The organism is Sphingomonas sp. H160509, from assembly GCF_024124765.2.
In the GTDB taxonomy this organism is placed as follows: Bacteria; Pseudomonadota; Alphaproteobacteria; order Sphingomonadales; family Sphingomonadaceae; genus Sphingomonas.
In genome coordinates, this window is sequence record NZ_JAMXSR020000002.1 from 3805875 (window position 1) to 3819330 (window position 13456).

General features: G+C 65.2%; 9 protein-coding genes and 7 pseudogenes. 8 read left to right on the forward strand and 8 right to left on the reverse strand.

Annotation, left to right across the window (positions count from 1 at the left end):
• Positions 1 to 11 precede the first annotated feature (11 nt).
• Both def and rmuC read left to right on the forward strand, forming a co-directional pair.
• Positions 12 to 536, forward strand: a complete 525-nt coding sequence (def, locus tag NHF48_RS20600; protein ID WP_056486128.1) for a peptide deformylase — start codon at positions 12 to 14, stop codon at positions 534 to 536.
• A 436-nt stretch (positions 537 to 972) separates the two neighbouring features.
• A pseudogene (gene rmuC, locus NHF48_RS20605) lies at positions 973 to 2427 on the forward strand (DNA recombination protein RmuC).
• Between the two features lie 377 nt (positions 2428 to 2804).
• Here rmuC and rplI read toward each other — a convergent pair.
• The 4 genes from rplI to NHF48_RS20625 form a co-directional block, all read right to left on the reverse strand.
• Entirely contained in the window at positions 2805 to 3422 is a 618-nt protein-coding gene (gene rplI, locus NHF48_RS20610; protein ID WP_253072164.1) for a 50S ribosomal protein L9, read from the reverse strand.
• An 11-nt stretch (positions 3423 to 3433) separates the two neighbouring features.
• A complete protein-coding gene (rpsR, locus tag NHF48_RS20615) occupies positions 3434 to 3658 on the reverse strand; it encodes a 30S ribosomal protein S18 (protein ID WP_031393978.1) in 225 nt (74 codons plus the stop codon).
• Between the two features lie 2 nt (positions 3659 to 3660).
• A complete protein-coding gene (gene rpsF, locus NHF48_RS20620) occupies positions 3661 to 4095 on the reverse strand; it encodes a 30S ribosomal protein S6 (RefSeq protein ID WP_056050884.1) in 435 nt (144 codons plus the stop codon).
• Between the two features lie 160 nt (positions 4096 to 4255).
• Positions 4256 to 4612: an RcnB family protein gene (locus NHF48_RS20625; protein ID WP_060526938.1), complete on the reverse strand. Its 357-nt coding sequence runs from the start codon at positions 4610 to 4612 to the stop codon at positions 4256 to 4258.
• 200 nt (positions 4613 to 4812) lie between these two features.
• On the opposite strand from NHF48_RS20625, the gene fabD reads away from it, so the two are divergent.
• Both fabD and NHF48_RS20635 read left to right on the forward strand, forming a co-directional pair.
• Positions 4813 to 5772 carry an ACP S-malonyltransferase gene (gene fabD / locus NHF48_RS20630; RefSeq protein WP_253072165.1) on the forward strand — a complete coding sequence of 320 codons (960 nt, stop codon included), beginning with the start codon at positions 4813 to 4815 and terminating at the stop codon, positions 5770 to 5772.
• 42 nt (positions 5773 to 5814) lie between these two features.
• A pseudogene (locus NHF48_RS20635) lies at positions 5815 to 6227 on the forward strand (GxxExxY protein).
• On the opposite strand, the pseudogene NHF48_RS26210 reads toward NHF48_RS20635, so the two are convergent.
• Positions 6194 to 6376, reverse strand: a pseudogene (locus NHF48_RS26210) (hypothetical protein); the annotation flags it as partial. The pseudogenes NHF48_RS20635 and NHF48_RS26210 overlap by 34 nt on opposite strands.
• Here NHF48_RS26210 and fabG point away from each other — a divergent pair.
• The 4 genes and pseudogenes from fabG to mltG form a co-directional block, all read left to right on the forward strand.
• Positions 6370 to 6981, forward strand: a pseudogene (fabG, locus tag NHF48_RS20640) (3-oxoacyl-ACP reductase FabG); the annotation flags it as partial. The pseudogenes NHF48_RS26210 and fabG sit on opposite strands and share 7 nt — an antisense overlap.
• Positions 6982 to 7058: 77 nt before the next feature.
• The gene (locus NHF48_RS20645) at positions 7059 to 7295 is read left to right on the forward strand and encodes an acyl carrier protein (protein WP_031393971.1); all 237 of its coding nucleotides are present in this window, start codon (positions 7059 to 7061) and stop codon (positions 7293 to 7295) included.
• Between the two features lie 121 nt (positions 7296 to 7416).
• Positions 7417 to 8678: pseudogene (gene fabF, locus NHF48_RS20650) on the forward strand (beta-ketoacyl-ACP synthase II).
• Positions 8679 to 8787: 109 nt separating this feature from the next.
• Positions 8788 to 9756, forward strand: coding sequence for an endolytic transglycosylase MltG (gene mltG, locus NHF48_RS20655; protein ID WP_253072166.1), 969 nt, complete (start codon positions 8788 to 8790; stop codon positions 9754 to 9756).
• A gap of 105 nt (positions 9757 to 9861) precedes the next feature.
• On the opposite strand, the gene eda is transcribed toward mltG, so the two are convergent.
• The 3 genes and pseudogenes from eda to edd all read right to left on the reverse strand — a co-directional run bounded on the left by eda (position 9862) and on the right by edd (position 13456).
• Positions 9862 to 10533 (reverse strand): bifunctional 4-hydroxy-2-oxoglutarate aldolase/2-dehydro-3-deoxy-phosphogluconate aldolase, encoded by a 672-nt coding sequence (gene eda, locus NHF48_RS20660; protein WP_253072167.1) that lies wholly within the window; start codon positions 10531 to 10533, stop codon positions 9862 to 9864.
• A pseudogene (gene glk / locus NHF48_RS20665) lies at positions 10530 to 11497 on the reverse strand (glucokinase). Before glk ends, eda begins: the two are co-directional and overlap by 4 nt.
• A 144-nt stretch (positions 11498 to 11641) precedes the next feature.
• Positions 11642 to 13456, reverse strand: a pseudogene (edd, locus tag NHF48_RS20670) (phosphogluconate dehydratase).

The following is a 13456-nucleotide window of genomic DNA, read 5'->3' on the forward strand; positions in this document are numbered from 1 at the left end:
AGCTGCGCTTGATGACCGTCATGACCGTTCTCGAAGTCCCCGATCCCCGCCTGCGCCTCGTCGCCGAGCCGGTGGAGACGGTCGACGACTCCATCCGCACGCTCGTCGCCGATATGATCGAGACGATGTACGACTTCAACGGCATCGGCCTCGCCGCGACCCAGGTCGGCGTGCAGAAGCGCGTCCTCGTCATCGATCTCCAGGAGGAGAAGGACGAGGACGACAAGCCGATCAAGAACCCCAAGGCGTACATCAACGCCGAGATCCTGTCGGTCAGTGACGAAGTCTCCACCTACAACGAGGGCTGCCTCTCGATCCCGGAGCAGTATGCCGAGGTGGCGCGCCCGGCGCGGTGCCGCGTGAAGTGGCTCGACGAGACCGGCGCGGCGCATGAGGAGGATTTCGATGGCCTGCTGTCGACCTGCATGCAGCACGAGATCGACCATCTCGACGGGGTGCTGTTCATCGACCACATCAGCCGGCTGAAGCGGGACATGGTGCTGAAGAAGCTGGCGAAGCAGCGTAAGCTGGGGTGAGGGGCGGGGGTGCCTTAAAGGCTCGCCCACCCGCGCGGAAAACCAACTCGCACCGGTAACCACCCCCGGCGGAGGCCGGGGCTCAGTTGGAAAGGTCGCAGTAACTACGCGCCGCGCTCAGTTAGCGACGTCCCCCAACTGGGCCCCGGCCTCCGCCGGGGTGGTGCTGGTGGAGAAGGTGTCGCCCGCCCTCTAGTTCCCCCGCGAAGGCGGGGGCCCAGGACCACAAGCACCACTGGCAGTAACCCTGGACTCCCGCCTCCGCGGGAGAACAACATATTCCGATTGTCCTACATCAACCGTTCGACGTATGTTCCACGCATGACGTCTCCATCTCCTTCCCAAACCCGCGCGCCGATGCGCACAGTCTCACCCCCGAAAATGCTGCGCCAGCGTCTGCACTTTGTGCACTTCCAGCTAAATTCGCGGGTGCAAAATGGATGAGTTCGCCATAATCGCCGTGCTCGCGCTAGCCGCCGGCATCCTCCTCGGCTGGCTCCTCGCCTCCCGCCGAGCCGCAACCCTCGCCAGCGAACTCGCCGTCGCCCAAGCCAAGGTCGCCGACGCCGACCTCATCCGCACCGCCCGCGACGCTGTCGAGCGCGAACGCAACGCCGCGATGCAGGACCTCGCCACCCTCCGCGCGCAGAACGCCGAGCGCGCCAGCGACACCGATCGCCTCCGCATCGACCTTGCAACAATCCGCGCCGACCGCGACGCCGCCCGCACCGAAATCGCCACGCTGAAGGCCCAGGGCGAGGCGTTCGAAGCGCGCCTGCTCGAACTCCGCGAGGCGAAGGACGTCATGGCCGCGCAGTTCGGCGACGTCGCCAACAAGCTGCTCAGCGACGCGCAGAAGACCTTCCTCGAACGCGCCGACGCCCGCTTCCGCCAGTCCGAAGAGTCCGCCGGCCTCAACCTGAAATCGATGCTCCAGCCGGTAAGCGACCGCCTACAACGCTACGAAGAGGGTGTCGCCAAGGTCGAGGCCGAGCGCCGCGATGCGTTCGGCGATCTCAAGGGCCAGATCGAGCAGATGCGCCTGGGCCAGGAAAAGGTCTCGACCGAAGCCGCCAAACTCGTCAATTCCTTACGCAACGCCCCCCAAGTCCCGCGGCCGCTGGGGCGAACAACAACCTAAAGAACGTCCTAGAAACCTGCGGCCTCAGCGAACACACCGACTTCCAGACGGAGGTCTCGGTCGCAGTAGGCGACGACGGCGCCCGCCTGCGCCCCGACGCGATCATCCGCGTCCCCGGCGGTCGAGCACTGGTGATCGACGCAAAGGTCTCGCTCAATGCGTACCAGGACGCATTCGGCGCGGTCGACGACGCCGAGCGCCTGATCGGACTCGCCGCCCACGCAGCCTCGATGCGCGCGCACGTCAACGGCCTCGGCAATAAGGCCTATTGGAGCCAGTTCGCCGACACGCCCGATTACGTCATCATGTTCGTCCCCGGCGAACACTTCCTCTCCGCCGCGCTCGAACACGACCCGACGCTATGGGATTTCGCCTTCGAAAAGCGCGTGTTGCTGGCCACCCCCCACGAACCTGATCGCGATCGCCCGCACGGTCGCGGCGGTCTGGCGCCAGGAAAAACTCGCCAACGAAGCGCGCAAGATCGGCGAACTCGGCAAGGAAATGCACGACCGCCTCGCGAAGGTAGCCGACGATCTGCGGAAGGTCGGCGTCGGTCTCAACAGCGCGGTAAAGAACTTCAACGGCTTCACCAACTCGTTCAACGGCCGCCTGATGGTAACCGGCCGCAAATTCCGCGACCTGAACATCGAGACCGGTGCGCGGGATCTGGAGGACGTGTCCTCGGTCGATGCACTGGCGCTAGGCGAGGGGCCTGCGCTGATCGAGAAGCCGGAGAATGTCGAAAGCTGACCTTCCACTACCACCACCCCGGCGAAGGCCGGGGCCCAGTTGGGGGACACGGATGATGGACGCTGCGATCCGTTACTCTAGCTTTCCCAACTGGGCCCCGGCCTCCGCCGGGGTGGTGGTGGAGGGTGGCTTCTTCCGCACCGAAAACCGATCGGTACAAAACTCGTTCACCTCTCGGCAACCTTTCCCGACCCTGCGCATTAACCGGACAACACCCCCAAGAGTCACCCGGTCATGAAACACCTAGTCCCCATCCTCTGCGCCCTCATCCCCTTCGCAGCGATGATCGGCGCCTGCGTAACCTGCCCCTGACGCCCGTCGCGCAGACACAAAGAAAGGCCCGCCCGGATCGCTCCGGGCGGGCCTTTCTGTATCGGCTAGAAGGGAAGCGAAGGGATCAACCCCTGCGCTTCGTCCTCCTGGTCGCGCGGTGCTTCGGCGGTCGCGCCGGGCTCTGCGTTCGGATCGTAATCCTCGACGAAGCCAGCCTCGTCGCGCTCGAACATCGACGACATCACGTCGACACCCGAAGCCTGCATCTCGGCCTCTTCAGGCGAGCGGGCGACGTTGACCTTGACGGCCACCGACACCTCGGGGTGCAGCGATACCTTGACGGTGTAGACACCGATCGCCTTGATCGGCTTGTCGAGCACGATCGCCGACTTGCCGACCTTGTGACCGTCGGCCACCAGCGCATCGACCAGATCGCGAACCGCGACCGAACCGTAGAGCTGACCGGTGTTCGACGCCTGACGGATCAGGGTCACGGTCGCGTCGTTGAAGGTCTTCGCTTCGGTCTCGGCATCGCTGCGACGCGATGCGTTGTCCGATTCGATCTTCGCACGGTTCGACTCGAACACCTTGCGGTTGGCTTCGTTCGAACGAAGCGCCTTCTTGTTGGGAAGCAGGAAGTTACGTGCGTAACCGTCCTTGACCTTCACCACGTCGCCGATAGCACCAAGCTTTTCGACGCGCTCAAGCAGAATGACGTCCATGTGGGCGCTCCTTACTTAACGATGTAGGGCAGCAAGCCCAGATGACGCGCGCGCTTGATGGCCTGGGCCAGTTCGCGCTGCTTCTTTGCGGCCACCGAAGTGATACGCGACGGGACGATCTTGCCACGCTCGGACACGAAGCCCTGCAGCAACCGGACGTCCTTATAGTCGATCCGGGGAGCGTCTTTGGCGGAGAACGGGCAGCTCTTGCGGCGGCGGAAGAATGGACGTGCCATGATTATTCAGCTCCCTCTTCGCGGTCACGACGGGGACCACGGTCCGGACGATCGCCGCGATCGGGACGACCCTCACGGCCACCCTCACGGTCGCCACGACGCTCGCGGTCACGATCCTGCTTGCGCATCATCACGGTCGGGCCCTCTTCGAGGGTGTCGACCTTGACCGTCATGTAACGGATGATGTCTTCGTTGATCTGAGTCTGGCGCTCCAGCTCTGCGATCACGCTGCCCGGGGCATCGATCTCGAGCATGACATAGTGCGCCTTGCGGTTCTTGGCGATCTTGTACGCCAGCGAACGCAGGCCCCAGTTCTCGGTCTTTACGACCCGACCTTCGTTGTCGTTCACGATCTTGGTGGCGATTTCCGCCAGTGCGTCCACCTGCGCTTGTGCCAGATCCTGGCGCGCAAGGAACACGTGCTCGTAAAGAGCCATGTCTTGTCCTTCGTCTTGGCCGATCGCTGATACACGCCCCATGCGTGCACCCCTCCGGCTGTCGTCTAGAATGCAAACAGGGGCGAGAGACGCGAATCTCTCACCCCGGTTGCAGAGGGCCTTACCCGTTTATCCGGCAAAGGCAAGGTAATGGTAGGTGTTACCGGAATGCGCCGCCACGAACCTGGACCACGTTGCCGCGACCGTCGATCAGGATCGCGTCGCGACCCGAGCGGACCCACTGATGTGCGCGGGGCGGGGGTGCGAGACGATAGTTGCGGTACGTCGTGATCACTCGGTAGTTCTGCGCCTGGCGACGATCAAAGCGCTGGCCGGCGCGCCAGTTGCGATACTGCGGCGTGCGGACGACGGTGCGCTTGGTAACGACGGTGCGGCCGTTGTCGTTGTGGCGCACGGTGGTCACTTCGCGACGCTGCTGCGCTTCGGCCGGAGCGGCTGCGAGCAGTGGGCTGGCGACGAGGGTGGCGGCAAGCGCGCTGAGGATGAACGTCTTCATGATAATCTCCCGTTGAAAACACGGCGCCGTTGCTGCGGCGTCCTCCATAATCTGGGAGCCGATTGTCGCAGCCGCTTGTCGCAAGGTCGGCGAAATGGTCGCATATTGTCGCAAGGCCGCGGAGTTCGTTCAGGTTGCAACTCAGGCCGCACCTTTATAGGCCCCGCGCTCAAACGAAGACCCAACATAGAGGATAGGCCATGCGCGCGTTCATCTTCCCCGGCCAGGGGAGCCAGTCTGTCGGCATGGGCAAGGCGCTCGCCGACGCCAGTGTCACCGCCCGCGAGGTCTTCGCCGAAGTCGACGAGGCGCTCGGCCAGCACCTGTTCCGCCTGATGAGCGAAGGGCCCGCGGACGACCTGCTCCTGACCGAGAACGCGCAGCCAGCGATCATGGCGAACGCGATCGCCACCTTGCGCGTCGCCGAGAAGGAAGGCGGCCTCCGCCTTGCCGACAAGGCGGACTATGTCGCTGGCCACAGCCTTGGCGAATATACCGCCTTGTGCGCCGCCGGTGCGCTAGACCTGTCGACGACCGCCCGCCTCCTGAAACTCCGCGGCCGCGCGATGCAGGCGGCCGTACCGGTAGGCGAGGGGGCGATGGCCGCGCTGCTCGGCACCGATCTCGAAAAGGCGCAGGTCATCGCCGGCGCCGCGGTCGACGCCATCCTCGCGGAAGGCGGCCCCGAACTGATCTGCACCGTCGCGAACGACAACGACCCGTCGCAGGTCGTCATCTCCGGCCACCGCCTCGCCATCGAAAAGGCGATCGCACTGGCCAAGGACCTCGGCGCCAAGCGTGCTGTATTGCTCCCCGTATCCGCCCCCTTCCACTGCCCCCTGATGCAGCCTGCCGCCGAAGCCATGGAATCCGCGCTCTTAGACGCCGACCTCCGCGCGCCGCTCGTTCCCGTCTTCGCAAACGTCGACGCCACCGCCGTCGCCGACCCCGGCACGATCCGTCATCTATTGGTCCAACAGGTCACCGGCATGGTCCGCTGGCGCGAATCGGTGTTGGCGATGCGTGAAGCCGGCGTCGGCCACTTCGTCGAATTCGGCGGAAAGGTGCTTAGCCCGATGGTCAAACGCATCACCCCCGACGTCGAAACCACGAGCGTCATCACCATGGACGACATCGAGGGGTTGATTAAGGTACTGTAGATTTCGCGCAGAGGCGCAGAGGACGCAGAGCCCAGGAAAAATATCGATGTGGTCAGTGGCGACGTCCTCGATGTCGCTTTGCGACTGCATCGAGATTTAGGGCCGGGGCTGCTGGAAAGCGTTTACGAAGCAGTCCTTGCCGGTCGATTGATTGCCATGGGGTATACAGTCGCCCGCCAGTGTCCGATCGATATCGAGTTCGAAGGCTTGCGCTTCGAAGCTGCGTTCCGGATTGATCTACTTGTTGACGACCGCTTGGTCGTCGAGATCAAATCGGTCGAGTGCCTCCCTACCCGTCCACGCCAAGCAACTGCTGACCTATCTTAGACTGACCAAACAGCCCGTCGGGCTGCTCATAAACTTCGGCGGCGCCACCCCTGAAAGAGGGCGTCCGCCGCCTCGTCAACAACCACCGCCCCTCTGCGTCCTCCGCGTCTCTGCGCGAAAAATTATAGATCGGAGTTAGAATGTTCGACCTCACAGGCATGACCGCCCTCGTCACCGGAGCATCCGGCGGGATCGGGTCCGAGATCGCCAAGGCCCCTAGCCGCGCAAGGCGCGCGCCTTGCCGTATCCGGCTCCAACGCCGACAAGCTCGAAGCATTCCGTGCCACCCTCGGCGGCGACCACGTCGCGCTCCCCTGCAACCTCTCCGACGCCGCCGCGGTCGACGCGCTCGTCCCGCAAGCCGTCGAGGCGCTCGGCGGTAAGCTAGACATCCTCGTCAACAACGCCGGCGTCACCCGCGACAATCTCGCGATGCGGATGAAGGACGACGAGTGGGACAACGTCATCCGCGTCAATCTCGAGGCCGCGTTCCGCCTCATGCGCGCCGCCGCCAAGCCGATGATGAAGGCAAGGTTCGGCCGGATGATCTCGGTCACCTCGATCGTCGGCGTCACCGGCAATCCCGGCCAGGCGAACTACGCCGCGTCGAAGGCCGGCCTGATCGGCATGTCGAAATCGATGGCGCAGGAACTCGCCAGCCGCGGCATCACCGTAAATTGCGTCGCCCCCGGTTTCATCACCTCGCCGATGACCGACGCACTGCCAGATGCTCAGAAGACCGCGCTCACCGCGAAGATTCCTGCCGGTCGGCTCGGCGAAGGCGCAGACATCGGCGCGGCGATCGTGTACCTTGCCAGCCGTGAAGCCGGCTACGTCACGGGACAAACCGTGCACGTGAACGGCGGGATGGCGATGATCTGAACTTGCGCGCTGAACTGCCGCGTTCTAGGTGCGTTCAGGAAATACCGAAAACCCCCAGATTTGAAGAGGGAACTACCATGAGCGAGACCGCTGACCGCGTGAAGAAAATCGTCGTCGAGCATCTCGGCGTCGAAGCCGACAAGGTGACCGAGGACGCGAGCTTCATTGACGACCTGGGCGCAGACAGCCTCGACATCGTCGAACTCGTCATGGCGTTCGAGGAAGAGTTCGGTGTCGAGATCCCCGATGATGCCGCCGAGAAGATCGCGACCGTCAAGGACGCGATCACCTACATCGACGAGCACAAGGCCTGATCAGGGTCTAGGGTTCAAAACTTTGGACCTGCCCTGAAGGGTGTGATTTGAGCGGCTCCCCGTCCTTGGGCAAAGAGGGCGGGGAGCCGTTTCGTTTTGAGAGCAGACGGAGTTTGAAGCCATGCGGCGTGTCGTCGTAACCGGGCTAGGCCTGGTCACCCCCTGGGGGCGGATGTTGAAACGGCCTGGGCGAATATCCTGGCCGGCAAGTCGGGCGCGGGCCCGATCACGCGCTTCGATGCGTCGGATCAGGTGTGCCGCATCGCCTGCGAGGTGAAGCCTGCCGATCACGAGTACGGCTTCGACCCCGGCAAGCGCGTCGACCACAAGGTCCAGCGCCAGGTCGATCCGTTTATCATCTACGGCATCGACGCCGCAGGCCAGGCGCTCGAGGATGCCGGTCTGCTCGACATGACGCTCGAGGAAAGCTGGCGCGCCGGCGTCTCGATCGGTTCGGGCATCGGCGGTCTGCCGGGTATCGAGAGCGAAGCGATCGTGCTCCATACCAAGGGACCGCGCCGCGTTTCGCCACACTTCGTCCATGGCCGCCTGATCAACCTGATCTCGGGTCAGGTCTCGATCAAATACGGCCTGCGCGGTCCGAATCACGCGGTCGTCACCGCCTGCTCGACCGGCGCCCACGCCATTGGCGACGCCGCGCGGATGATCGCGATGGACGACGCCGACGTGATGCTCGCGGGCGGCGCGGAGGGCACGGTCTGCCCGCTCGGCATCGCCGGGTTCGCACAGGCGCGCGCGCTGTCGACCAATTTCAACGATTCGCCAGAAAAGGCCTCGCGTCCGTACGACAAGGACCGCGACGGCTTCGTGATGGGTGAGGGCGCTGGTGTCTTGGTGCTCGAAGAGTACGAGCACGCCAAGGCGCGCGGCGCGAAGATGTATGCCGAGGTGATCGGCTACGGTCTGTCGGGCGACGCATACCACGTGACGGCGCCGCATCCGGAAGGCGACGGTGCGTTCCGATCGATGCAGATGGCGATCAAGAAGTCGGGCCTCAAGCTCGAGGACATCGATTACATCAACGCGCATGGCACTTCGACGCCGCTGGGCGACGAGCTCGAACTCGGCGCGGTCCGCCGCCTGTTCGGCGATGCAATCACGGGTCTGTCGATGTCGTCGACCAAGTCCGCGATCGGGCATCTGCTCGGTGGTGCCGGCGCGGTCGAGAGCATCTTCTGCATCCTCGCGCTGCGCGACCAGATCGTCCCACCGACGCTGAACCTTGATAATCCGAGCGACAGATGCGTGGGCGTCGATCTCGTGCCCCATGTTGCCAAGAAGCGTGAAGTCCGGGCTGTGCTGAACAACTCGTTCGGCTTCGGCGGCACGAATGCGTCGCTGGTGATGACGAAGGTCCGTTAAGTAGGTTTGTTCCCCCGCGAAGGGTCACCCATCAAAGTAATACTTTGATGGGGCCCAAGGCGGGGGCCCAGACTGGGCTCCCGCCTTCGCGGGAGAACAAGAGGTAGTGATGCGCAAGGTCGGCTGTTTCGGACTCGTCTTAGGCTTGGCGGCAGTCGTAGCGCTGTTCCTGGTCGTCCAAGGTTGGGGCGGCGCTGGCCCAGCCCCCCGCACCCTGACCGTGCAGATCGGCGAAGGCAGCACGCTGGCCGGCGCTGCCGCTGAACTCGAAAAGGCCGGCGCGATCCCTTCGGCCCGCCGCTTCCGCCTTTACGCGCGCGTCTTCGGCTCGGGCGACCCGATCAAGGCCGGCGAATACCGCATCGCGCCGCACACTAGCCAGTCCGACATCCTGAAATTGATGCAGGGCGGCAAGGTCGTACAACGCCTCGTCGTCGTCCCCGAAGGCTATCCCTCGGTCTTGGTCCACGACGCGCTGGCGAAGGCCGACGGTCTGACCGGCACCGTGCCGGTTCCGGCGGAAGGCTCGATCCTCCCCGACAGCTACGCCTTCCAGGCCGGCGACACCCGCGCATCAGTCGTCACGCGGATGCAGTCGGCGATGAAGACCTACCTCGCGACCGCCTGGGCCACGCGCAAGCCTGGCATCGCGGTGACGACGCCCGAACAGGCGATCATCCTCGCCTCGATCGTCGAGAAGGAAACCGGCAAGCCCTCCGAACGCCGCACCGTCGCCGCGGTCTACGGCAATCGCCTGCGGGGCGGCATGCCGCTCCAGGCCGACCCGACCGTGATCTACCCGATCACGAAGGGTCGCCCGCTGGGCCGCCGCATCCTGCGCTCGGAACTGCACGCGAAGAACGGCTACAACACCTATGCCGAAGCCGGCCTGCCGGTCGGCCCGATCGCCAACCCCGGCCGTGCCTCGATCGACGCGGTGCTCGATCCGGCCCAGACGCAGGCGCTCTACTTCGTAGCAGACGGCACCGGCGGCCACGTGTTCGCGAGCACGCTGGCCGAACACAACGCCAACGTAAAGAAATGGTACGCGATCCGTAAAGCGCGTGGCGAGATGTAGCCACCGTCCGGCTCCCCTCCCTGAAAGGGAGGGGTAGGGGGTGGGTTGGTCTGCAACTGCCGGAGCGTCCGCCAAGCGGCCGACCCACCCCCGGCCCCCTCCCTTTCAGGGGGGGGTGAAAAAGATCAGCCCTTCCCTTGAAGGAAGGCGGAAGCCTACCCCCCGCAACGCGTTAGCCGCGCGCGCCTTGATCTCGATCTCGGCCATCGTCCCGCCGGTCACCCAGCTTCCTCCCACACACAACACCGGCTTGAACGCCAGCCACTCGGGCGCGCTCGCTTCGGTGATCCCGCCGGTCGGGCAGAAGCTGCACTGATAAAACGGCGCGGCCAGAGCCTTGAGCGCCTTGAACCCGCCATTCGCCTCGGCCGGGAAGAACTTGAAGTGCGTCAGCCCCAGGTCGAGCCCAGTCATGATGTCCGCCGCATTGGCAATCCCCGGCAGGAACGGAATACCGCTCTCGATGATCGGCATGGCGAGGCGTTCGGTCAGCCCCGGCGAGACGATGAACTCGGCCCCCGCATCGCGGACCTGCGCAAACTGCTGCGTGTTGACGACGGTCCCCGCGCCGACGATCGCGCCCGGCACCTTCTTCATCTCGGCAATTGCCTCCAGCGCGGCGCCGGTGCGCAACGTCACTTCGAGCACACGCAGGCCGCCCGCGACCAGCGCCTCGGCGAGCGGACGGGCGAGCGCCGCGTCCTCGATCACCAGCACCGGGATGACGGCGCTGGTCTGCATGATGTCTGCGATAGTGCGCGAGGGAGTTGCGGTCATTGGGTATGTTCCTGTGCGAAGGCGGCCGCGGCGCCGAACAGGCCGGGCTGGGGATGGGTGATGAGCTTGACGGGCATCGCTGCCATCATGCCCTGGAAGCGACCCTTGGCGACGAAGCGCTGGTCGAAGCCCGAGCGGATCAGGCGATCCTTGATCCGGAAGCCCAGGCCGCCGGCGATCACGACCGCCTTCGCGCCTTGCGCCAGCGCCAAATCGCCCGCGACCGCGCCGAGCGCGAGACAGAACCGGTCGAGCGCGGCGAGCGCGATCGAATCGGTCCCGTCGATCGCCTCGGTCCAGATCGTCTTGTCGTCATGGCTGGGAACCGCGCGGCCCTCCAGCGCGGCGAGCGTCTCGTAAATCGCAACGATGCCGGGGCCTGCGACGACGCGCTCGGCGGAGACGCGCGTGAACGTCTTCCGCAGCCGCTTGAGCAACGCATCTTCGATCCCGTCGAGCGGGGCGAAGTCCATATGCCCGCCCTCGGTTTCGAGAACCTGATAGCCGGCCTTGCGCCGCAGCAACTGCGCGACGCCGAGCCCGGTGCCGGGGCCACAGATCGTCGTGATACCCTCGGAGGGCAGCGGCGTATCAGGCCCGCAGAGATGGATGAAGTCGCTGCTCGGCACCTGCGCCACGGCATGGCCGACCGCGCCGAAATCGTTGACGACCACCCACTGGTCCGCCTTCAGTCGCTCGGTGATGAGTGATTTGCGGATGATCCACGGGTTGTTGGTCAGCCGGATGACGTCGTTTGCGACCGGCGACGCGACCGCGATCGCGAGCGCGCGGGGGGGGGGCGGCCAAGGCCGGCCTCGAACGCCTGGTACGCGGTCTGGAGCGATGCGTGGTCCGCGGTCTTGAGCGTCGCCGGCTCGCCGAGCGACACGACGCGGCCGTTCTCGACCTCAGCGATCGCGAAGCGGGCGTGCGTACCGCCGATATCTGCCGCTACGATTTCCATGTCGTCTCTCCTAACCCCCTTGCCGTTCGTCCCGAGTAGCCATCGAGCTTGTCGAGATGGCGTATCGAGGGACATGCCACGGGGGTGTCCTTCGATACGGGCTCTCGACTTCGCTCGATCCCTACTCGGGACGAACGGAATTTATTAAAGCCCAGCGCCCGCCAGCATCGCCGACGCACCCTTCTCGGCCTCGTCGGCAAGCCCGCGGAACATCCCGAACAGCTCGCGACCCATGCCGCTGACTGGCGGCGGTATCGCGACCATCTCGCGCGTCGCCCACACATCCGCGTCGACCAACGCCTCGAGTGTGCCATTCACCGCGTCCACCCGAATCATGTCGCCATCACGGATCAACCCGATCGCGCCGTCGAGCAGCGCCTCGGGCGAGCAATGGATCGCGCACGGCACCTTGCCACTCGCGCCCGACATCCGGCCATCGGTGACCAGCGCCACCTTGAACCCGCGGTTCTGCAACACCCCCAGCGGCGGCGTCAGCTTGTGCAGCTCCGGCATCCCGTTCGCGCGCGGCCCCTGGAAGCGGACGACGACGACGACGTCCTTCTCCAGCTCGCCGCGCTTGAAAGCCTCGATCACGTCGAGCTGATCGTCGAACACCATCGCGGGGGGCCTCGACGATCCAGCGCTCGCGCTCGACCGCCGATACCTTGATGCACGCACGGCCGATATTGCCCGCGAGAATCCGCATGCCGCCATCCGGCGAGAACGGCGCAGTCGCGGGACGGAGGATCGTCTCGTCGCCGCTATCCGGCGTATCGCGCCAGGCGAGCGTGTCGCCCTCGACCACCGCGGTCTTCGCATACGCCGACAGGTCCTCGCCACCGATCGTCATGATGTCGCCGTGCAACAGCCCTTCGCCGAGCAGTTCGCGGATCACATAGGGCATTCCCCCGGCAGCCTCGAACGCGTTCACGTCCGCCGAGCCGTTGGGATACACGCGCGCGATCAGCGGGACCGCACAGGAGAGGCGGTCGAAATCCTCCCAGTCGATGATGATCCCCGCGCGCGCGCGATCGCCGGAACGTGGAGCAGATGATTGGTCGAGCCGCCGGTCGCAAGCAGGCCGACCGCGGCGTTCACGATCGCCTTCTCGTCGACGCAATGCCCGAGCGGACGGTACGAATCACCGCGCGCGCCGATCTTCGCCAGCCGGTGCACCGCCGCCCGCGTGAGTTCCTGGCGCAGCTTGGTACCTGGATTGACGAACGCCGCGCCCGGCATGTGGAGGCCCATCACCTCCATCATCATCTGGTTGGTGTTCGCCGTGCCGTAGAAGGTACACGTGCCCTTCGAATGATAAGCGCCGATCTCGGCCTCGAGCAGTTCCTCGCGCCCGACCAGCCCCTCGGCGAATTTCTCGCGAACCGCCGCCTTGGCTTTGTTGGGAAGCCCGGTCGGCATCGGCCCGCCGGGGATCAGCACCATCGGCAGATGCCCGAAGCGCAACGCGCCCATCAGCAAACCGGGGACGATCTTGTCGCAGATGCCGAGCAGCGCGGCACCCTCGAACGTGCCATGTGACAACGCGATCGCAGTGCTCAACGCGATCGTGTCGCGGCTGAACAGCGACAGCTCCATGCCCGGATACCCTTGCGTCACGCCGTCGCACATCGCCGGCACGCCGCCCGCGACCTGCGCCGTCGCACCTGCTTCGCGCGCCCAGATCTTCATCAGCTCGGGGTAACGATAATAGACCGCGTGGGCTGACAGCAGGTCGTTATACGCGGTGACGATGCCGATGTTCATGCCGGCATTGGCCTTCATCGCGTCGCGGTCTTCCTCGGTCCCGGCATAGGCGTGCGCAAGGTTTGCGCAGCCGAGGCCGGGACGCCGGACCTGTGCCGCCGCCTCGCGCTCGATCAGCGCGAGATAAGCGGCGCGGCTGTCGCGCGAGCGCTCGATGATCCGGTCGGTCACCGCGGAGACGACGGCGTTGAGCAT